The sequence below is a fragment of the Sphingobacterium sp. UBA7855 genome, from assembly GCA_002500745.1.
In the GTDB taxonomy this organism is placed as follows: Bacteria; Bacteroidota; Bacteroidia; order Sphingobacteriales; family Sphingobacteriaceae; genus Sphingobacterium.
Map to the genome: position 1 here is coordinate 106,412 of DLST01000021.1, position 20,283 is coordinate 126,694.

Annotated in this window: 17 protein-coding genes; 6 read left to right on the forward strand and 11 right to left on the reverse strand. The window is 40.9% G+C overall.

From position 1 onward, the window contains the following. The first annotated feature begins 146 nt into the window (after nt 1–146). Both murA and B2107_RS21545 read left to right on the forward strand, forming a co-directional pair. Nucleotides 147–1,472 (forward strand): UDP-N-acetylglucosamine 1-carboxyvinyltransferase, encoded by a 1,326-nt coding sequence (gene murA / locus B2107_RS21540; protein WP_293957809.1) that lies wholly within the window; start codon nt 147–149, stop codon nt 1,470–1,472. Nucleotides 1,473–1,598: 126 nt separating this feature from the next. Next, nucleotides 1,599–2,531, forward strand: a complete 933-nt coding sequence (locus tag B2107_RS21545; protein ID WP_293957810.1) for a hypothetical protein — start codon at nt 1,599–1,601, stop codon at nt 2,529–2,531. Nucleotides 2,532–2,596: 65 nt separating this feature from the next. Here B2107_RS21545 and B2107_RS21550 read toward each other — a convergent pair whose 3' ends face one another. Beyond that, nucleotides 2,597–3,001, reverse strand: coding sequence for a DUF5606 domain-containing protein (locus B2107_RS21550; protein WP_209578782.1), 405 nt, complete (start codon nt 2,999–3,001; stop codon nt 2,597–2,599). Between the two features lie 26 nt (nt 3,002–3,027). Continuing rightward, a complete protein-coding gene (locus B2107_RS21555) occupies nt 3,028–3,486 on the reverse strand; it encodes a peptidylprolyl isomerase (RefSeq protein ID WP_293957811.1) in 459 nt (152 codons plus the stop codon). Nucleotides 3,487–3,649: 163 nt separating this feature from the next. Here B2107_RS21555 and radC point away from each other — a divergent pair, with 163 nt between their 5' ends. From radC to B2107_RS21570, 3 genes are all read left to right on the forward strand, one after another. Further along, on the forward strand, nt 3,650–4,348 hold the full coding sequence (gene radC / locus B2107_RS21560; RefSeq protein ID WP_293957812.1) for a RadC family protein: 699 nt from the start codon (nt 3,650–3,652) through the stop codon (nt 4,346–4,348). Between the two features lie 16 nt (nt 4,349–4,364). Next, nucleotides 4,365–5,114 carry a class I SAM-dependent methyltransferase gene (locus B2107_RS21565; protein ID WP_293957813.1) on the forward strand — a complete coding sequence of 250 codons (750 nt, stop codon included), beginning with the start codon at nt 4,365–4,367 and terminating at the stop codon, nt 5,112–5,114. A gap of 146 nt (nt 5,115–5,260) precedes the next feature. After that, entirely contained in the window at nt 5,261–5,746 is a 486-nt protein-coding gene (locus B2107_RS21570) for a hypothetical protein (protein ID WP_293957814.1), read from the forward strand. A 100-nt stretch (nt 5,747–5,846) separates the two neighbouring features. Here the strand turns inward: B2107_RS21570 and B2107_RS21575 are convergent, their stop codons facing one another. From B2107_RS21575 to B2107_RS21590, 4 genes are all read right to left on the reverse strand, one after another. Beyond that, nucleotides 5,847–9,161, reverse strand: coding sequence for a DEAD/DEAH box helicase (locus tag B2107_RS21575; RefSeq protein ID WP_293957815.1), 3,315 nt, complete (start codon nt 9,159–9,161; stop codon nt 5,847–5,849). Between the two features lie 9 nt (nt 9,162–9,170). Next, nucleotides 9,171–11,240, reverse strand: a complete 2,070-nt coding sequence (locus B2107_RS21580) for a TonB-dependent receptor (RefSeq protein WP_293957816.1) — start codon at nt 11,238–11,240, stop codon at nt 9,171–9,173. Between the two features lie 18 nt (nt 11,241–11,258). Beyond that, nucleotides 11,259–12,050, reverse strand: a complete 792-nt coding sequence (locus B2107_RS21585; RefSeq protein WP_293957817.1) for a hypothetical protein — start codon at nt 12,048–12,050, stop codon at nt 11,259–11,261. Between the two features lie 107 nt (nt 12,051–12,157). Continuing rightward, nucleotides 12,158–13,468 carry a BamA/TamA family outer membrane protein gene (locus B2107_RS21590; protein ID WP_293957818.1) on the reverse strand — a complete coding sequence of 437 codons (1,311 nt, stop codon included), beginning with the start codon at nt 13,466–13,468 and terminating at the stop codon, nt 12,158–12,160. Nucleotides 13,469–13,662: 194 nt separating this feature from the next. Here B2107_RS21590 and B2107_RS21595 point away from each other — a divergent pair, with 194 nt between their 5' ends. Then, the gene (locus B2107_RS21595) at nt 13,663–15,540 is read left to right on the forward strand and encodes a M1 family metallopeptidase (protein WP_293957819.1); all 1,878 of its coding nucleotides are present in this window, start codon (nt 13,663–13,665) and stop codon (nt 15,538–15,540) included. Nucleotides 15,541–15,700: 160 nt separating this feature from the next. Here B2107_RS21595 and B2107_RS21600 read toward each other — a convergent pair whose 3' ends face one another. The 5 genes from B2107_RS21600 to B2107_RS21620 form a co-directional block, all read right to left on the reverse strand. Further along, complete coding sequence (locus B2107_RS21600; RefSeq protein ID WP_293957820.1) at nt 15,701–16,312, reverse strand: alpha-ketoglutarate-dependent dioxygenase AlkB family protein; 612 nt, start codon at nt 16,310–16,312, stop codon at nt 15,701–15,703. An 18-nt stretch (nt 16,313–16,330) separates the two neighbouring features. Next, the gene (locus B2107_RS21605) at nt 16,331–17,167 is read right to left on the reverse strand and encodes a methylated-DNA--[protein]-cysteine S-methyltransferase (RefSeq protein WP_293957821.1); all 837 of its coding nucleotides are present in this window, start codon (nt 17,165–17,167) and stop codon (nt 16,331–16,333) included. 66 nt (nt 17,168–17,233) lie between these two features. Continuing rightward, nucleotides 17,234–17,533 (reverse strand): SelT/SelW/SelH family protein, encoded by a 300-nt coding sequence (locus tag B2107_RS21610; protein ID WP_293957822.1) that lies wholly within the window; start codon nt 17,531–17,533, stop codon nt 17,234–17,236. Between the two features lie 223 nt (nt 17,534–17,756). Continuing rightward, nucleotides 17,757–18,614: a 4,5-DOPA dioxygenase extradiol gene (gene ygiD / locus B2107_RS21615; RefSeq protein WP_293957823.1), complete on the reverse strand. Its 858-nt coding sequence runs from the start codon at nt 18,612–18,614 to the stop codon at nt 17,757–17,759. Nucleotides 18,615–18,731: 117 nt separating this feature from the next. Next, the gene (locus tag B2107_RS21620; protein WP_293957824.1) at nt 18,732–19,565 is read right to left on the reverse strand and encodes a helix-turn-helix transcriptional regulator; all 834 of its coding nucleotides are present in this window, start codon (nt 19,563–19,565) and stop codon (nt 18,732–18,734) included. Nucleotides 19,566–20,283: the final 718 nt, after the last annotated feature.

Genomic DNA, 20,283 nt, shown 5'->3' on the forward strand with positions numbered 1-20,283 from the left:
CAGGCAATTGCGAAGTGATTAACAGATTTCTTTACAATTGCCTGCTTTTTTTAAAAAATGCGGTGTTTTACGCAACAATAAAACCAAATACCCAAGGGAAATACAAGCGGAGAGTATGTATTAAGAAGATATCACTTATAGAATAAATGAACGCATTTGAAATAATCGGTGGAAAACCGTTAAAGGGAGAGATTATTCCTCAAGGAGCAAAAAATGAGGCCTTACAGATTCTTTCAGCAGTTTTGCTGACAGAAGAACCCATGACCATCAGTAATATCCCAGATATTAAAGATGTCAATAAGCTGATCGATCTGTTAGGAGCGCTAGGTGTTAAAATCAATCGCATTGATAAGGATACCTATGTTTTTGAAGCTAAAGATATAAATATAGACTATTTTCAATCACCCGAATTTAAAGAAAAAGGGGGGGGGTTGCGGGGCTCAATTATGATTGTTGGACCTTTGTTGGCTCGATTCGGTAAAGCAGCTATCCCAAAACCGGGGGGCGATAAAATTGGCCGTAGACGATTGGATACACATTTTTTGGGCTTTGAAAAACTGGGGGCCAAATTTATTTACGATCCTACCAATCATTTTTTTAATGTTGATGCAACAGAGCTTAAAGGAAGCTATATCTTATTGGACGAGGCCTCAGTGACCGGTACTGCCAACATTGTAATGGCTGCCGTATTGGCCAAAGGCACAACAACAATATACAACGCGGCTTGTGAGCCTTATTTACAGCAATTATGTAAGATGCTAAACCGCATGGGAGCAAAAATATCCGGTATTGGATCTAATTTGTTGACCATTGAAGGTGTAGAACGTCTTGGCGGTACTTCACACCGTATGTTGCCCGACATGATCGAAATTGGTTCTTTCATCGGATTGGCAGCAATGACAGGTTCTGAAATCACCATTAAAGACGTCTGTTTTGAAGAACTTGGTGTTATCCCATCTGTATTTTCGCGCTTGGGTATCAAGTTTGAACTGCGTGGTGACGATATTTTTATTCCTGCACAAGACTCTTATGAAATTGATACATTTATAGATGGATCTATTCTGACCATCTCGGATGCACCTTGGCCAGGTTTTACACCAGATTTATTGAGTATAGTGCTCGTGGTGGCAACGCAGGCTAAAGGTAATGTATTGATTCACCAAAAAATGTTTGAGAGCCGTTTGTTCTTCGTCGACAAACTGATTGATATGGGAGCTCAGATTATCTTGTGCGATCCGCACCGCGCCACTGTTATTGGATTGAACAAATCGCACCACCTGAGAGGTATTGAAATGACTTCCCCTGATATCCGCGCCGGAGTATCCTTACTCATTGCAGCCTTATCGGCAAAAGGCAAGTCTGTGATCCACAACATCGAACAAATTGAACGCGGCTATCAAGATATCGAAGAGCGCTTACGGAAATTAGGTGCAGATATTAAGCGTATCGACGCCGAACCAAAGGGACATTAAATAATCTTATCAGCCCGAATGGTAAATTGAAGAAAAAGAGCTCCAGATATTATTACTGGAGCTTTTTTGTGATATATGCCCCAAATAAGGTAAATTTGTATAAAATACATTTAAACAAAAATAGATATGAAAAAATATCTAATAAAGTATGGCCTATCTCTCCCTTTATTTGGCCTATCGCTACTCTTTTACAATTGTCAGTCTTCTACCCCTAAAGAAGTTAAATTACACGAAGAATCAAATACAACAACTGACATTCGTTCTTCAAAACGTATCAATGCTGCAGTAATCGAACAAAAAGTTACCTTTCCGAATTTGCCTTTTGCTGAACTCCTCAGGTTGATGAATCTGAATAACGATAGCTCACCTGCCGTTTTGTGGAAAACGATATCCGCACTGCCCGAATCCCAAAAAGAGGAAGCAGATAGCTTTGATATTGGAAATCCCTTCCAACGCATGCAACTTATGCTTGTTCCCTTACGCAAGATGGAAATTAGATTTGATCAACAACAAGCAATATCCATTGCTGAAGGTTTAACCTATCGGTTGCAAAATTATGTGAATTACAGTAAAGGTTCAGGAGAGGGCTTTTTAGCAAATCGAGAAAATGAGAACATGCATATTGCCCTTAATTTTCCAGAAGGAAATTCCCATGGATTTGCCAAGGTGCAGATACGGATAAATCCCAAAGACTATATGATCGACAAGACGGGGAAAACAAAAGTAATTGCCGGCATCACCTGCCAACAGGCCATTTACAATAAAATTGATCCAAAGGATAAAGTACTTCCTAAATTTGTCATTTGGAAAAGTCCACGGATTCCAAAAGGAATTAATATGCTGCATCCTTATGTGTTTGATGAAAACGAAGGGATCCTCGAAATCGATGCCTATCTTAAGAATGACGAAAATTCCCTACTGCGTTTTACAACAACAGCTGTCGTTGAAAAGCAATTCGGGCCCAAAGAATTTGAAGTGACAAAAACGCGTAATGGGGCTGACGGTCCCACTGGTCAAAATAGCATTGAACAGAGAGTGCTTGATGTCGTGTTTCATTAGTACGTCAAATAAAAAACGGAGTTGATCAATAATCAACTCCGTTTTTTATTTGACGTAGGTAAAAACTACATTAAAGGAGCAGGAGCTTCTTCTTCAAATAAAGGAAATTCTTTGATAATATTATACCAAGTAATCACCTTTTTAATATCCGATGAATAAACACGTGATTCATCATGGCCGGGAGCTACTTCACGGAAGAAATTTCTCAACGTTTCGCCATCGGATTTCGTATCCGGTAAAGCAATTCCTTTCTCTTTGATAGTTTCAAAAATATTCAATAATCGAATTTCTTCTTCTTCACCATAAATTGTGATGTCTTCCAAAGTAGCCATTTTTGTCGAAGATAAACTGACTACAGTTTTTATTTTTGCCTGATCCAGGGTTTCTAAAATAAAACCTCCTTTATTTTGTCCAACCAATTTGAACAATCCTGGTTTACCAGTTACGGATACTAATGCTCTTAAATTCATTTTAACTATATTTAAATCTCCAAGAATTAATCTTCGATAACTTCAATTGATAAGATACGGTCACCCTGTCTGATATCGTCAACGATGTCTACGTTTTCGATTACTTTTCCAAAACAAGTATGGTTACGATCTAAGTGCGCAGTGTTGTTGCGGCTATGACAGATGAAAAATTGTGAACCACCTGTATTACGGCCAGCATGTGCCATAGATAATACACCTCTATCGTGATATTGATTTTCGCCAGTCAGTTCACAATCAATTTTATAACCTGGGCCACCTGTTCCCGGTGTTCCTGCCGCACCTTCTCGTGAATTTGGACAACCGCCCTGGATCACGAAATCAGGAATCACACGGTGAAATGCTAATCCATCATAATATCCTGATTTAGCAAGTTTGATAAAATTGGCTACTGTATTTGGAGCATCGGCTGTGTAGAACTCCACAGTCATGTCGCCTTTTTCTGTTTTAATGATCGCTTTACTCATATTCAAAAATTTTTATGAAGTACAAAGATAACGTTTCAGAGTGAAATGTGAAGTAAATCCCCATTGCCAATTTTTTTTAATTGATGCATTGTTTATTTCTCAGCATATTAAGTAGCTTTTTTTGTATATTTATGTACGCTAGCCTTTTATAACTTAATTAAAAATGTCAAACTCGTACAAACTAGTCATTCGGGATTGGGCTGAGGCTGATCGCCCGAGGGAGAAACTTTTGAAGCAAGGTCGTAGGGCACTTACAGATGCCGAATTATTAGCGATCTTGATTGGCTCTGGATCTAAAAATGAAAGTGCCGTAGAACTGTGTCGGCGTATATTAGCTGATGCCAATAACAGCCTGCAGACACTTTCCACAATGGATGTCGCAGAGCTGAGCAGGTATAGAGGCATAGGAGAAGCAAAAGCCATTTCCATTCTTGCCGCCTTGGAGCTCGCTCGTCGCAAAAACGAACTGCCCGCCGAAGAGCGTAAACAGGTGGCCAGCAGTCGCTACGTATATACTCTTATGAAACCAATATTACAAGACCTCCCGCATGAGGAATTTTGGGCAATGTATTTGAATACTGCATATAAAATATTGGACAAGCAGCTCATTGGCCGTGGCGGTAATGATTTTACGCCAGTTGATGTCCGGATAATCTTACGAACGGCAATCAGCCTCAAAGCTCACGCCATTATACTTATTCACAATCATCCTTCAGGTACGTTGTATCCGAGCAATGCTGACAAAATCCTGACGCAAAAAATTGTCGAAGCCTCTAAAATTATGGATATTAGAGTTGCCGATCATTTAATCTTTACCGATAACGGATATTACAGTTTTAAGGATGAGGGTATCATCGATTAGTTATAGTATGCTTAGTATGGATAGAAATAGTATTGATAGATTCACAGACCGGGTTGTTGATTACGAAAAATTTAGACCTAATTATCCTAAAGAGATTATTCAGGTGCTAAAAGAACAGATCGGGTTACATAAGCAATGGTTAGTCGCCGATATTGGCAGCGGCACCGGTCTCTCTACTCAACTCTTTCTCGAAAATGGAAATAACGTTTTTGCCGTTGAACCCAATCGTGAAATGCGTGAATCTATGTTGCACCATTTTAAAACCTACAGGAATCTAATTGCAGTGAATGCCACCGCAGAAGATACAACCATTGAGTCCGGATGTGTTGATCTTATTTTTGCCGGACAATCGTTCCATTGGTTCGACCAGCAAGCATGTCGAAAAGAGTTTGACCGTATTTTAGCTGAAAATGGACATATGGTAATTGTCTGGAACCGGCGCGATCCCGCGGATGCCTTCCAGCAAGAGTATGAACAATTTTTACGCAGTCATATCCCCAGTTATCAACCGGTCAGCCACAAAAATATAAGTGATGACGATCTTAAACACTTTTTTGGACCCCGGGCAATGAAGAAGGTTACTTTGCCAAACCAACAGATCTTTGATCTCCGATCTTTTTTGGGAAGAGTGCGTTCATCTTCCTATTTCCCAAAAGAACAAGACAAAAATAAAACGTTGTATGATGATCTTCGTATTCTCTTTGATAAGTACGCAATCTCCGATCGTATCATATTCAAGTATATAACTGAAATTTATATCAGTTAACTCAGACTCCAGAATCTGTAAGGCCTTTGTAATAGCGTAGGAACTGTAAATTGAAATTTACTTTAGTTAAAAATGTGTTAAACATGTAGTGCTAAGGAGGGGATGGCATTTTATTTGGACGTATTTCGACGAAAGAAAAAAGAGATATGTTAGGAGCCGAATTAATAATTTTTAGACGTTGCTTGCTGTTGGTGATGATAGGAGTGGGTGGGATCCATAGTGTAATAGCGCAACAGATGCATGCTTTTTATCAGTCAGTACCTGAATTTCATGGAGTATATCGCTGGTTAGATCCATTTTTCCCTATAAACCCAAAGGTCGCCGCCAAGGAGAATCTTGATGTAATAGAGGACGATTATACAGAAAATCACAATAAAGCAATACGTTCAACGGAAAAAAAGCATTTTAAGGGTAGGGTAAGTGACCAGGTATATCAGGGTTCGGAAGTAATCAGTAACCCCTCAAAATCAGTTGGAAATATCACATACAGTTCGTCCAGTTCAACCACCCGGTATCGCGTCGCTATCGATCGACGTATCGACGAACAATACCTCGGCAAACCTGTCTTTGTAGATGCTAGGGGAATAAAATATATAATTGATTCGAAGTATAGGAAACAGATCGTAGAATGATGCTGAATAACGTTAATAGTTAGTTCGTTGCTGTGTGATATACGATAAAGAAACCATATAAATGAATAAAAGAGCTTAAGATAACAAGTGAAAGCTTAAATTATCGCAGCAAATCCATTAAATAGCTTTTATCCAGATAAAAGTTGCCCAAACTCCCGCCTTCATCCAAAATACTTTTGCTTATTTCCTTTTTGTGTCGCTGTAAGGCTTGAATTTTATCTTCAACGGTATTTGGGCTGATCAACCGAACTGCAGTGACCATTTTTTGCTGCCCCATGCGATAAATCCTGTCAATGGCTTGTTGTTCGACTGCCGGATTCCACCAAGGATCAACCAGATACACTACATCGGCAGCCACAAGATTGAGTCCAGTGCCCCCTGCTTTTAGGCTCACCAGGAAAACAGGTATATCCTTATCGTTTTGGAAATCGCTAACCAGCTGACCTCGATTTTTGGACTTCCCAGTGAGCATCAATGAACGGATACCCTGTTTATCCAAAGCCTCTTTAATCAGATTGAGCATCGTTACGAATTGTGAAAATACGATCATTTTATGCTGTTCTTTTTTATGCAGAATCTGATCCATAAGTACTTCAATTTTGGCAGAGTCCTCTGTGGATGTCAACTCTTCATTTTGGAGCAGTTTGCTAGAATTGCATATCTGACGCAATCTCGTTAAACCTTTCAATACATGCATAGGGCTTTTTCTGATCTCATCCCCATCCTTGGCCGAGATAAATTCTCTAAACTCCTTTTCATAAAGATCATAAATTCGCCGTTGAGCACTTTTCATTTCACAGTAAAGAACCAGTTCATTCTTCGCTGGAAGATCACGTAATACATCCTGCTTTGTTCGGCGCAAAATAAAAGGCCTTATTTTTTCTTTCAGCATTTCTTTTCTCTTGCGGTTGTGGAAGGCATCTACAGGAGTGGTGTAAACATCTTTGAAGTATTTTTTATTTCCTAGTAAACCGGGCGCAATAAAGGAAATCTGCGCATAGAGATCCATGGTATTATTTTCGATAGGGGTTCCTGTTAAAATAATACGATTTCTTGATTTTAGTAAGTTTACTGCTTTATAGCGCTGCGAATCTGGATTTTTTATTTGTTGCGATTCATCCAAAATCACATAATTGAACTTTAAATTTTTCAGCCTATTGATCGCTGTCAATAGGTTGTGATAAGAAATTAAAATCAGGTCATAGGACTCAGGTTGCAGCGCTTTCTGTAGGCCATTTGAACCATCTAAGACGAGTGTTTTAAAAGACGGAAGAAATTGCTGAATTTCATGCTGCCAGTTAAAGATTAAGGTGGTGGGAAGTACCAGTAAAGTTGCGGCACTTTGTCCCCATTCTTTTTGAGTGGCCAAGAATGCTAAAATTTGGATTGTTTTTCCAAGCCCCATGTCATCGGCAAGGCAGCCGCCAAAGTTAAGCCCATCCAAAAAATGTAACCATTGTACACCCTCTTGCTGATAGGGGCGTAAATTTCCCACAAAGGATGAAGGAATCTGAAGTTTGGAGAACGAAGAAAAATTAGTAAGTCGATTTCTTAGCATGCTAAGCTCAGCGGCTACGGTAGGATCTATTTCAGATTGATCAAAAAGATGGTCAATCTCATTAAACTTATATTTTGGAATTTCAATGAAATCATCGGTGATCGTTTCGGCAGCAGTAAAATAAGCCTCAAATTTATCGAGCCACTCCTGCGGTAAGATTCCTTGGGTGCCATCATCCAAAGTGATGAACTGCGAACGGTTCCGTACGGCCTTTTCAAGTTTTTTAAGGGAAACACTTTTAGGTCCGAATTTAACCTGTATATGAGCATTGAACCAATTTTGACCACTCAGTACCTCAACGTGTATTTTGCCTTTAAAACGACTTAATTTATTGCCCCGAAGGGCATTAAACCCAATAATCTGTATGCCATGATGCTGCCACGCATCAAAAGCATCTAAAAACCAGTCTTTATCTAGAAAATAACGGCGATGGAGATAAAAATGTTGGAAGCTTCCATCGTCCATCTGTTCCTTAAAATACGGATGTTGCTTTAGTAAAAGCGAAATTATGTTAGTTTCCGCTCCGTGCCTCCGATCTACCAAAAACTGGTTGCCTTTACTATCCGTTCCAAATATGTTTCGTTTGCTTAAAATAGGAATTTCGACTTCACCATAGCGCATGACAGGAATAAGGTTGACAAAATCTTCCGATTCCTCCAGAAACAAAAGTGGCTGCATGTCCTCATAATAAAGATTTTCCTTCAACTGCGGCTTTTTCGCTTTAGGAATATCCTGGAAATGCAAATCCACCGAGTGCGCGAGCGGTTCCAAAAATAAGCTGTTGAATTCTTTGAATTTCCGCTGATGAATCAACAACTGCTCACCCTTGTTGGTAAACAAACGTATCAACTTCAGGTGAAGCTTATTTTCAATCAGAAAAAGCTGATTTCTGATGGAGATGAAATGATCCAAAAGAATAACTAAATCCTGTAAACTGTAGGCTATGGTATGGATATGAATTTCTCCCTGAATAGCATAAAATGAGCCTTTTTTTGTAATAAAGAGCTTAACATCACCTTTCTTCAGACTAAGCTGAACGGACGATAGGGAGGAGGCTGTTATATTTTCATATTGTTCATAATTATGTAGATAAAAATCCATACGTAGCGGGTTTTTTGCAATTGCCTTCAGGCTGGAAATAATTTCCAGATCTTGTTGTACTACTTGGGAAAGCTGAAGCACAGCCGTATAAAATTGCATTTCCTCTATTGAGCTGCTCCGCCAGAGACATGTTTGGATATCACCATCGGAAATCGGGTTTTTGAGCATACCGGATTTTGTTAATGAAGCCCGGCAGAGGAGCACCTGCAGATTTTTGTAATACCGATTGCGTGTTAATACAACAAAATGATGCTGCTGTTCGATCGGAGTTTTGGTTTTGGGTGCAATAGATTCTTCCACCAGGTCAAAGTCATCGATGGAAGTTAACTGTTTGTTTTTCAAGACAAAATCAAGTTTATCCGCTTTGATATGTGCAGAAAAATAATTTTCCAGAGCCGGTTCATCTTCCAGTCCATATTGTGCCGCAACTTTTTTTAGGAGAACATTATACCTATTGGCGTCAAAGAATGCCAGCCAATTTTCCTGCATAAATAATTTACTCAAAGCCGCCTTTTGATGACGACAAAATCCTATATCGAGACAGTTGCAGAATACAGCTGTCGTGGGAGCGTTATGGATAATCATCACCTCAAAGTGGTTATAATTTTCCTGTACACGAAACGTTGCCTGATTGATCGTTATTTCTAATGCATTTACCTGAAAATGAGTTAATTTTAAGTCCATCCAAGGGAAATAAGAATGCCGGCTTATTTTGTTGAAATCAATATCGGTCAATATATGTTGATGAAACTCCATGCGACTTGATTAAAAGTTAAAACTCATACCCCCATAATAATTACGTAAGGGAGCAGGATTAAAATAGCGGCCCCCAAAGGCATTGATATCATTTCCAAGACTATATTTTTCATTGAGAATATTGTCTGCACCTACAAAAAGTCTGATTTGATACCCTGATCCGACAGGTTTTGTCCAAGATAATTTGCCCTGCAAAAGATGATACCGGTTGGCATAAACAGAATTTGCATCATCCAACGGTATTGCTGCTGTTAGATTAGAAAGGAGATCGAATCGGAATTGATTGGAAAAAAGTATATTCAATGAATTCACCCATACTGTTTTCGGAACCGCAGGAAGCTTATTACCCTGGTAATTTTTGTCGCCCACCTGATAGTTTTTAAATGTATAATCATTGAAGGAAAAATTACTGGCGAACTGTAGGCTACGGACAACACCGGATACTTGCGGTGTAATCAAGTAGAGCAGTATTGATGCTTCTAAACCCTTTTGGTTTATTTTACCCGCATTTTGAAAATATTCAGCACCATTATCCCTTAACTGTCGGATAATGGCATTGTTCATTTGATACGTGTAAGCCGCTGCATCTAGAACGACACGGCGATTCCACAGATGCAAGCGCAAGCCCAATTCATGATTCGTACCCGTTTCTGGCTTGAGCAGCATATTAATAGAATTATCCGATGAACGGACCTCCGCAACAGTTGGGGCAGAGAAACCTTTAGAAATCGATGCTCTAAGTGCAAGCATTGGAGTGATCAGATAGGATAGTGCAGCTCGTGGCATCCATGTACTCCCGAAATCAATATTTTCTTTGTTTTCTTGTGCGACAGGATAACGTTGCTGGTAGCCAATTTTATTCTCATTTAATCCGAGTGACAACTCTACCTGGAGACGCTCTAGCCACTCCAGTTGGGTGCGTGCAAAAAATGATTGCTGACTATTTTCCAATTTGTCTTTGGCCTGCGGATCGGTAGCGACACCTAGGGCGTTGTCATAATTGTCAATAGCATACCAGCCCTTTTGCGCTTCCAAGCCCAGTTGGACTTCATATTTTAAATCTTGGCTCAACAGATCGACATAAGATAAATACAGGCGCGTTCCGAAATTCTTTTCATCTCTTTTCTCGTAATTGGTGATGAAGGGATTTTTGATCTGATTGGATGAACCAAATACACTGGCGAATAAGGTCATCTTAGAACTGAGATGCGTCTGGTTGCTCAGTCCACCAAAGAATGTTTTATCGTAGATTGCTGCTTTTTGTTCAGCAGCACCAAGATTTGGTCCGCCCTTAGGCCTAGCCTGCCTGCGGTCGCTCTCCATTTGTGCTGCGGTGAGCCCTCCTGGAGTTTGGTAACCGAGATCCGAATAGAAACCAGTGAATTTTAATTCGGATGTTTTTGCGTATTGCCAATTGTAATTGAGCTGGATATTCTTTTTGGTCAAAGCCGAATTTTGTCTATATCCATCACTTCGGGTCCAGCTCTGATTGATGGCTAACTGCTGTGTCTGGCTGAATGGTAATATTGCATTGAGCTGTTCTTGGAAAAGACCATAGGAGCCCCCCGTTAATTGGAGGTTGACTTCCGGTTTGGAAGACCGGTCAAATCCCTTGCTGTATAAGGAAACTACACCTCCCGAATTAGCACCATAGATCGATCCATCTGGACCTTTCAAGATATTAACTTGGCCGATTGCATAGGGATCTATCAAGTTAAGATAGGTGTTCCCGCCTGCGTCAGTTAGCGGAAAATCGTCCAGATATATTTTGACATTACGAACACCAAACGGTGAACGGATCATACTCCCACGGAGTGCTAGCCGGTAACTTCCAGGGGAACGTTCTTCCATGCGTAAACCCGGCACCCTGTTCATTGCTGAAACAAAGGAGGGCGACTGCTGGGATTGGATCATTTGGCTGCTTAACACAGCCGCAGAAGATGTCAATCGCAATAGCGGTTGTTTATTGAAGTAGGCTTTAACTTCGACTTGTTCCAGCCGATTAGTCGTAGTATCCACTTCCTGCGCATATAATTTGCTACATAAACCAAGGGTAGCAAGTAGGTAATATCTTTTCATCTTTAGGGTTTGGTCGGCTTAGTCTGCAAATTCCTGACTGAAATAAATTTCAAAAATCTGCTTTTTCTTATTGTATTTTAGGCATTGAAAATTCGCATATACGGAGCTGGTCGGCACACAAAGACTGTTGGCCATGGCTTCTTTTGAGAATTTTTTGTTCAGACAGCCCTGCTGCAAATCAAAGTTTTTGTTCGTAGAAATATCGGTCACATTAAAGGAATTGTCATCAATCAGGTAATTTGAATTGTTTAAACGAATATAATGCTTTTGATAAATTAGTTCGGAAGCAACGAGATAGTCGAGCGATCCAAAGCTGGATGAACAATCCAGATTTTGAAGGGTATTGACAACTTTTAACTCTTTATACAGTGTGTTGTATGTATTGCTTTTATGATCGAATAAGGTGATCTCGATGCGATGATTATCTTTGTTGTACAATATATACCCAAGGTCTCCGGAGCCATTTTCGAAGATATTTCCTTTCGCGATCGCTAAAACAGCCAAGTTAGGATGCCCAAGGAAATAATCCTTTTGGTCTGCACTTAACGCTGTCGTTAATTTCCGATGCAGTTTATCGAAGAGGCCTTCGTTGTTCATTTTCATTAACTGCTGCGTTTGTTCTTTAGTTCTATCTGCAAAACGTGGGCTATCGTAGCTCGAAGTATCCGATGGGAGCGCTAGGGATGTAGGAAGGACTACCTGCTCTTTCTTTTTTCCGTCACTCTTTGTTGCTATTGGCGTCTTTGTCTGATGACAGGAAACAAGAAATGATAATAATAGAATGTATAGAAAGAAGGTTTTTAAATTCATGATGAAGTATCGTCAATGCCAATTCAGTCGCTCTTCGTGAATAGAAAGCGCAACAACATCGGCTAATTTAGTTATTTTATGGCAAATGGGGATGCCTTAAGGATGGATTAGAAGGCTTCATTTAGCCCTAAAAAGAATCCTCGGGAGCCATATTTTCCGAAGGCATAATCCAAACATAGATTTGTACGTGTCGCTTTATTAAACAGCACCCGCAATCCGGCACCGCCACCAGGCTGCCACCGTTCGAAAAGTTTAGTGCCCAGTTCATCACTGGCTGTCTGTAGGTTAAAAAATGCAGCTCCGCTTAAAAAGCGATTCTTGAGAATTGGAAAGCGGTATTCTGTTTCAGCATAACCGAAGGAAATTCCTTTAAAATAGCCAATGGTATAACCACGGCCACTTCTAACAGCAACGTCCCTTCCTGTTCCCGGCAGGTCAAAGTAGGGAAGTGTGCCACCAAGTCTGTACGATCCCCAATACCAAAAAGCCAGGACATGGGCAGGGTCGGACTGCGATAAGCCAAAGTACTTCCTGAAGTCGGTGGTAAGCTGCACAGCATTTTTGCTACTGCCCAGCAGCGTTGTGTTCCATCGAACTCCAATATCCGAATAAATTCCTTTATAAGGCCTATTGGGGTTGTCCCTTGTCATATATTGCATATTGAGCAGTAATCCATTGGAATTGTAACTGTCGGGTTCGAAGCCGTGTTTTTCTGTATAGATTGTATTGGGTGTAACGTTTCCGTTAGGACCGCTACTGGTTATTTTACGGCGTAGGTCGAAAGCCAGTCCTGCCCCGGCAAAGAGATTGTCTGCAATGCGCTTATAGACTTTTTCATTAAATGTAAAGGCATTATATTTTGCTCCATACTTCTTGTGCTCTGGGTTGGCAAGGATCTCCTCATCTGCATTGTTCCATTTGCCCTGAGGGGTCATACCCAATCCAGCGTCTAAAGCGACCATTTTAACAAGCGCAAACGCACCTTGGAAATTTAACTTATTGTTCGGTGTAAACACATTGTGACTAATATAGAACACCATAATGTTTTTTGTGGTGATTGAGGCCGATGTCGCAGCAATGGACATCGTCGTTGTTTTTGGATCTCCGAGTATCTTTCCGGCGACAGCTTTAACGCCAATCTGACCACCAATGGTCGGATTGTACGCAATATTGGGCATTAAGGTAATAGGCGAGCGTTTGCTGGCACGTGCCTTCTTTCGTTTGGGATGGATAATTCTTCCAATTAGATCAGAAATATCATATTGACGTGCCAGAGCCGAGTCGCGCTGATGTTTATATTGTGTAATAGAATCTGTCTTTGCTTCGGTTTGAGCATTAAGCAGCATCGGAATTAAGATTAAAAGCGTACCTAAAAAAGCGTATCCGAGAAAGTTGTTATAACGTAGAAGATGATGCATACCTTTGAATTTGTCTTAAAAATAAACGTTAAAAAAAATAAAAAGTTTTCCAGGGTTTGCATGCTGTCTTCCTTTTGCCATTTTAACGATGGTCAATAGTCATAGGGGCAAAAGGGATATTTTTGTGGTAAGCTGGAATATTAAACTTGCAAATCACAACAAATTTATCTTAGTTTGATTATTGAAATTAGGATATGATAGGACGCACGATATTTAATTATGGATTGTCTCTGCTTTTATTAACGGGGGCGGCCCATGCCCAAGAGTTGTATACACCAAGAAATATTCAGCAAGCAATTGAAAAAGGAACCCGAACCACGTCGGGTCTACCTGGCAAAAATTATTGGCAAAATTTTGGAAAATATGACGTGCGGGTAAAATTGGATCCAAAAACAAAGATAGTAAGTGGAACAGAGACCATATTGTACAATAATAATAGTCCCGATACACTGAATAGCATTGCTATTCGATTCGTCAATAATGTTCATAAACCCAATGCGGTACGTGCGGCGTACGCTTCGGACGATTACCTGACTTCGGGGTTGAAGATTAAGTCGTTTAAATTGAATGGTCAAGTTTATGAAGTGAACAGCAAGGATTGGGGAACCGTAAAATTAGCCGATTTTGGACAAAAAATTCTTCCGGGAAGCACTGCAACATTGGACATTAGCTGGGAATATCCGTTATCTGTCGAAAGCGACCGTGAAGGGCTGTTGAATGCTTCCACCTTTTATTGTGCTTACTCTTATCCGCGTGTGTCTGTATACGACGATTACAATGGCTGGGATCTTCTGGAACATAATGGCCGACAAGAATTCTACAATGGTTTCAACGATTATCAATTTGAGATATCCGTTCCGAAGAACTTTGTTGTGTGGGCGACAGGTGAATTGACAAATGCGGCTGAGGTATTGCAGAAACCTATTCTGGACCGTTTCGAAAAATCAAAAGTCAGCGATACGCCAATACATATCGCGACAGATGCCGAAATGAAAGCGGGGAAAGTGACAGCACAACAAGCGTGGAATACGTGGAAATTCAAAGCAGTCTATGTTCCTGATTTTTGTTTCAGCGTCAGTGACAATTACATTTGGGATGGCGGGAGTGTAGATTTGGGAAGTAAGCGCGTGAGTGTGCAGTCAAGCTATGTCGCCGGAACGCCAGATTTTGAACAATACATTGATTGGCAGCAATATTGCATTGACTGGTTTTCTAAAAATTGGCCCGGTGTCACCTACCCATACCCAACAATGACAGCCGTTCAGGGATTTGCCGATATGGAATATCCAATGATGATTAACGATTCGAGTGTCCCAGATAATCTTGTGGACGCACGACAAACAGCGGACCACGAAATTGCCCATACGTATTTCCCTTTTTACATGGGTATCAATGAGACGCGATACGGTTATATGGATGAAGGCTGGGCTACGGCATTGGAATTCTGGATCGGAAATGCGGAGATTGGTGCCGAAAAAAATAAAGAACTTTTCAAAGATGCCCGTGTAAAGCGCTATATCTTTGACCCCTCTACAGAAGAAGACCAACCCTTGATTACCATGACCTCTCAGTTGAGTGGTTTAGGTTACGGCAACAATGCCTACATCAAGGCCGCATTGTCTTATATTGCGTTACGGGATTACCTGGGTGATGAACTGTTTAAAAAAGCACTACACCATTACATGATGCTATGGAATGGAAAACATCCTACGCCTTGGGACTTCTTTTATAGCATCAATGCCGGAGCAGGACAGAATTTAAACTGGTATTGGAAAAATTGGTATTTCAGCAATCATTACATCGATCTTAAGGTAGATAGCTTTAAGCGACTGAGCAACAAAAACACCCTTACAGTAACCAATGTGGGCGGATTTGCAATTCCATTTGAGGTAGTGATCACTTATGCAGATGGTTCTGTAGAAACAAAGCATCAAACGCCAGCAGTTTGGCAGCACAATGAAAAACAGGTAACGATAACCTGGTCCTCTGCTAAAAAAATCATGAATATTACGTTGGATGGAGGCATTTTTATGGATTACACCCCTAAAGACAATAGTTTGGACAACCTTTAGTAATCCAGTCGCTCGTGTCAGCTTTGATGTTTCAAAAAGGTTTACACGATTGAGGCTTGATTCCGAATAGCAGAATTTGGTTTTGCACCCTGTTCCCAATGTAACTGATAGGGCTGCGTGCTCACCAGTAACTGGTATGTATGATTACTAACGTACAGGGTTAGGGCTGATCGATGGTTCTAAATGTCAGATTAATTCTTGCTCCGAAAGCCTTTTTTGTAGGTGGAAGTCGATGCAGCCAATACGTTTGCGTCAGATCTTTCATGACCAAAAGACTGCCATGTCCTAAAATAATATCTATTTTTTCCTTACTGGTCTTATGCTTAAAGGCAAATTTGCGTTCAGCACCAAAGCTTAGCGAAGCAATTGCCCCATTTTTTTTAAGATCCTTCTCCGCGTCACTGTGCCAGGCCATACCTTCGTCGCCATTGTGATAAAGATTCAACAGACACGAATTATATGTCTCCAGTGTCAGTTTTTCTACTATTTTTTTCAGCTCAAGAAGTTCCTTTGTCCACGGAAGTGCCTTTTTGGTGGTGTTAGAATAACTATACTCGAATGCATCATCCCCATACCAGGCCACTTTTCGTTTGGTGATTATTTCATTTCCAAAAATTATGGCCCGGTCGTTTACCCATTCAATTGACTCCATGAGTATATCAAAATAGCGGTTTGCCTCCAGCACAGATAATACTTTGCCATAGTAATTGACGGTACCGTCGTAAGGGAGTAAATTTCTATTGCCATCGAAGAGATTATCGAAAAGTTCCATATGAGTATCTTTTTTTTATTAAACAGCTGTATGAAAGCTCTCCCATCCGATCATCGCTGTCTTTCGCATCGGATCCCAACGGTAGCCACCAAACATACCGCTGTTTTGTATCACACGGTGGCAGGGGATAAGGTAAGCAATTGGGTTACTTCCAATAGCAGTACCAACGGCGCGGGAGGCTTTTGGGTTACCTATTTGAGAAGCAATAGCACCATAAGTGCTCAAGTTACCCATCGGAATTTTTAACAAGGCTTCCCAAACTTTCAATTGAAAGGCAGTTCCTTTTAAATGTAATTTTACCTGTCGGATATCTTTATGTTGAGGGTTTAATGCCTTGAGTGCACTATCGTGCATGCCATTTCCCTGTTGAAAATAGGTTGCTTTGGGGAATCGTTGCTGGAGCGATGCAAGGGCTTGAGCCTGATCGTCTGCATAGGCAATATGGCAAACGCCTTTTGGTGTAGATGCAATGAGCATGGTGCCGAATAAGCTTTCATAGTAATCGTACAATATAATTAGATTGGCGCCCTCGTTTTTATATTCGGCAGGACTCATTCCCTCGATATTGATAAATAGCTCATGAAGTCTGCTACTACTGGACAGACCAAGCTGGAATGTCGTTTCGGCAATAGTACTTTCCTGGAGCAATGATTTCGCGTGAGTTATGCTTATGTATTGCAAGAATTTTTTCGGGCTCGTTCCCGCCCAAGCGGTAAACATACGTTGAAAATGAGCTTCACTCATATAGACATGTGAAGCAATCTGACCCAATGTAGGCTGTATCTTAAAGTTTTCCTGTAAGAAATGAATCGCCTTGGCGATACGTTGAAAATCCACTTCTTGTTGAATAGTCATGATTGTCATTTAATTTATACAAAGTTGCTAAAAAGAAGAAGCCTATAAAATCCGATTTATGCTAAATTACAGGTGGGAGGAAGTAGATTTGTCGGAATGGCCCAAGGACTTGTCCGGTGCGACAATGTCGCGGATCAGTTGTTTGAGCTCTTTTATTTCGGGGAAATGACCGGCTTTTTTTCGATCAAAGATCTCGCTGTCCGCCACGCGTATGGTATAACGGCCCGCAATTTCGCTGGGAACGAGCATTACCCCATGGATTTCTTCCGTAAACGTACTCAGCAGCTCCTGCGCCATATAGGCGGCGCGAAGCATCCAATTGCATTTTGGACAATATTCAATTTCGATAACAGGTTTTGTTGCCATGCGTTAAGTTGAGGTAAATTGTTTTGGTTCAAACAAATTTATTGATCCTACTGTTGGAATCAAAGCCATTTTTGTCAAAGAAATTTCGAGAATGTCGTAATTCCAGCTTTTTAACATACCTACAGGCCATTCCATTATCCTGGCGAATAGCTCAACAGAAGGACTTGTAGGTATATAGAATAGCCTGTATTTATTTGATATTGTTGCTATGTCATTTGGTAGTTTAACCAATTTTCAATGACGTCATCGTCAGCGAGCCTGCTACAGCGTTGTCGTTGAAGAGAAAGAGTTCCTCATTTTTATCCTGTAAGCCCAATGTATAGATTAAAGGCAGGTAATGTTCAGGCGTTGGAATTGCCAAGTCAAACTCTTTACCCTGTAACCTAAAATCAATTAAAGCCTGGTGGTTGCCGTCCTGTATAAATTTTTTCATTTTTTCATTTGCTATTGTCGCCCACTCAAAGGCATAACCAGTTGTGTTCAGCTTGTCCCAGGCCACCATTCGCAGATTGTGCACCATATTTCCGCTGCCGATAATCAGAACACCTTTTTTGCGTAGCTCGGTTAATTGCTGTGCAATCTCATAATGGTATGCAGCCGGCTTCGTATAATCGATGCTCATTTGAATAATGGGTACATCTGCATTGGGATAAAGATGTTTAACAACCGACCAAGATCCATGATCCAGTCCCCATTTATCGTCGAGGTGAATTTCCGCTTTGCTGACAATACGCTGCGTTTCTGCAGCGAGTGCCGGACTTCCAGGGGCTGGGTATTGCACATCAAATAAAGCTTGAGGAAAGCCGCCAAAATCATGTATGGTGGCCGGATGTTCCATAGCTGTGACAAATGTTCCACGTGTTTCCCAATGTGCAGATACCACTAGAATCGCCTTGGGCTTCTCGAAAGTCTGGCCTATTTTTTTGAACCCCTGCACAAATTCGTTGTCTTCGATGGCATTCATCGGACTTCCATGGCCGAGAAATAGAACCGGATATTTGTCCGTTGCTTCGAGTTCGCCAGAAAATCTATGTAAGGAGCTCACATGGTGTGCTGCACCAATTAAAGGTAATGTTGCCATAATTTTAATAAAATCCTTTCTACGCATTTTATAGATCATGTAATCGCGTCAATTTTCTGTACAAAGGTAAAAGATGGCGGTGAGGCAGGGGTATAATAATTTGGTCAAACTGTTGTACTATTCGGAAATAAGCTTCTGAATTTCATTTCTGAATTCAGAAGGCGTCATGCCGGCTTTCTTTTTGAAGACATTGGTAAAGTAAGCTTTTTCTTGATAGCCCAGTTCAAAGCCAATTTCCGATATTGTCTTATTCGTTGTCAACAGTAGATTTTTTGCTTCAATAAGTTTTCTTGTTTCAATAATCTCGGAAACGCTTTGTTGTAAGATACTCTGACAAATTAAATTTAGGTTTCGGGTAGACATAAAAAGTTTCTCCGCATAAAAATTAACTCCTTCCGGTCGTCGATAATTATTCTCTAAGATGGATAGAAAATTCTTGAAAGTTGTTCCCTGATTTTTTAATTGTTGCTGTGCATCTGGAAATTGCCTTTTCCGTTCGGATTCAATCATCGTAAAAATAGTACTCAGCAGTTGCTTAATGACACCATAATCGATAGCAGGCTGCAGTGTTTCCTGCTGCATGAGCTGACACAAGGTCGTTAACCTGTCGAAGCAGTAGGGGCTAGCGAAGCTTAATGTTGCGTTTTCATGAAAGTGAGCATAGAGTTGGAAGGTAGTTTCGGGAATAAATTCGCTCTTGAAACGAATTACCCAAAATTCAATACGATTATTAGTCAAAAGAGGTTTGACGCGGTGGTTTTTGCCCTGCGTAACAAAACTTATAAAAGGGGCGGTATACGTTTTCGTTTTAAAGTCAATAAAATGTTCGAGCCTTCCGGCTACGCCAATAATGAGTTCCTCGAAATCATGCTGGTGTATTTCGTTTTTGGATTGCTGAATACGCAGTGCCTCATCGGCGTCAATTTTATAGATTTTGAAAAGTTCGTTCAAAATGAGTAACAATATTAATCACTATACGAATATACGGTTTCGCTTGGAGATTTTTTATTTTTAGACGTGTAGTAGGGTAGCTTGCGATGACTAATTATCTCCAACTTCGATTATATGGTATAGATGCTTTTTTTCCTGTTTCCGATTATGCTCTTTGGGTTTTGCTTTCATCGCTAGGCCATTGTGCTCCGAGTACGGGTAACCTGCGTTATGCCCTTCTTATCCATTAGTCTAGAATTTGTATACCTATAGCTTAGCCTTAAGTTAGGTTTAGTATGGGTTCGACCTATACTAAACCTAAACAAACCCTAACTAAACCCTAAGTAAACCCTAAACTAAGCTATAACATGGTAGCGTCCTTGATGCCTTTGATCGGCCGTCCTATATTACGCATTCGGCAGGCCATTTAGCACGGCGGTGCCTGCGGCATACAACCTATGCACGAGACCACGCTTCAGTTCCCGGTGAACGTAATACAATTTGCTCCTACAATGCTGCGGTGCCGGCCTAACACGGCGCTGCCAACGGCATGCAACCTGCACAAGATACCGGTCATGAGTTCCGCGGTGCGCCTTCTACCGGCTTCGTCCTCCCGGGCCATTTTGTCCTGGCGCAGCTGCTGGCCGCCCGCCTCCCCGCCCGGAGCTTCTTTTATCTGCGATCTGCCCCTGTAATTGCCTCCGGGAGGGGTCTTCTGAAAAATAATCTCCCATCCTTC

Coding starts and splice junctions, on each gene's coding strand:
- murA (WP_293957809.1), top strand. CDS start 147: ATGAACGCATTTGAAATAATCGGTGGAAAACCGTTAAAGGGAGAGATT.
- B2107_RS21545 (WP_293957810.1), top strand. CDS start 1,599: ATGAAAAAATATCTAATAAAGTATGGCCTATCTCTCCCTTTATTTGGC.
- B2107_RS21550 (WP_209578782.1), bottom strand. CDS start 3,001: ATGAATTTAAGAGCATTAGTATCCGTAACTGGTAAACCAGGATTGTTC.
- B2107_RS21555 (WP_293957811.1), bottom strand. CDS start 3,486: ATGAGTAAAGCGATCATTAAAACAGAAAAAGGCGACATGACTGTGGAG.
- radC (WP_293957812.1), top strand. CDS start 3,650: ATGTCAAACTCGTACAAACTAGTCATTCGGGATTGGGCTGAGGCTGAT.
- B2107_RS21565 (WP_293957813.1), top strand. CDS start 4,365: ATGGATAGAAATAGTATTGATAGATTCACAGACCGGGTTGTTGATTAC.
- B2107_RS21570 (WP_293957814.1), top strand. CDS start 5,261: ATGTTAGGAGCCGAATTAATAATTTTTAGACGTTGCTTGCTGTTGGTG.
- B2107_RS21575 (WP_293957815.1), bottom strand. CDS start 9,161: ATGGAGTTTCATCAACATATATTGACCGATATTGATTTCAACAAAATA.
- B2107_RS21580 (WP_293957816.1), bottom strand. CDS start 11,240: ATGAAAAGATATTACCTACTTGCTACCCTTGGTTTATGTAGCAAATTA.
- B2107_RS21585 (WP_293957817.1), bottom strand. CDS start 12,050: ATGAATTTAAAAACCTTCTTTCTATACATTCTATTATTATCATTTCTT.
- B2107_RS21590 (WP_293957818.1), bottom strand. CDS start 13,468: ATGCATCATCTTCTACGTTATAACAACTTTCTCGGATACGCTTTTTTA.
- B2107_RS21595 (WP_293957819.1), top strand. CDS start 13,663: ATGATAGGACGCACGATATTTAATTATGGATTGTCTCTGCTTTTATTA.
- B2107_RS21600 (WP_293957820.1), bottom strand. CDS start 16,312: ATGGAACTTTTCGATAATCTCTTCGATGGCAATAGAAATTTACTCCCT.
- B2107_RS21605 (WP_293957821.1), bottom strand. CDS start 17,167: ATGACTATTCAACAAGAAGTGGATTTTCAACGTATCGCCAAGGCGATT.
- B2107_RS21610 (WP_293957822.1), bottom strand. CDS start 17,533: ATGGCAACAAAACCTGTTATCGAAATTGAATATTGTCCAAAATGCAAT.
- ygiD (WP_293957823.1), bottom strand. CDS start 18,614: ATGGCAACATTACCTTTAATTGGTGCAGCACACCATGTGAGCTCCTTA.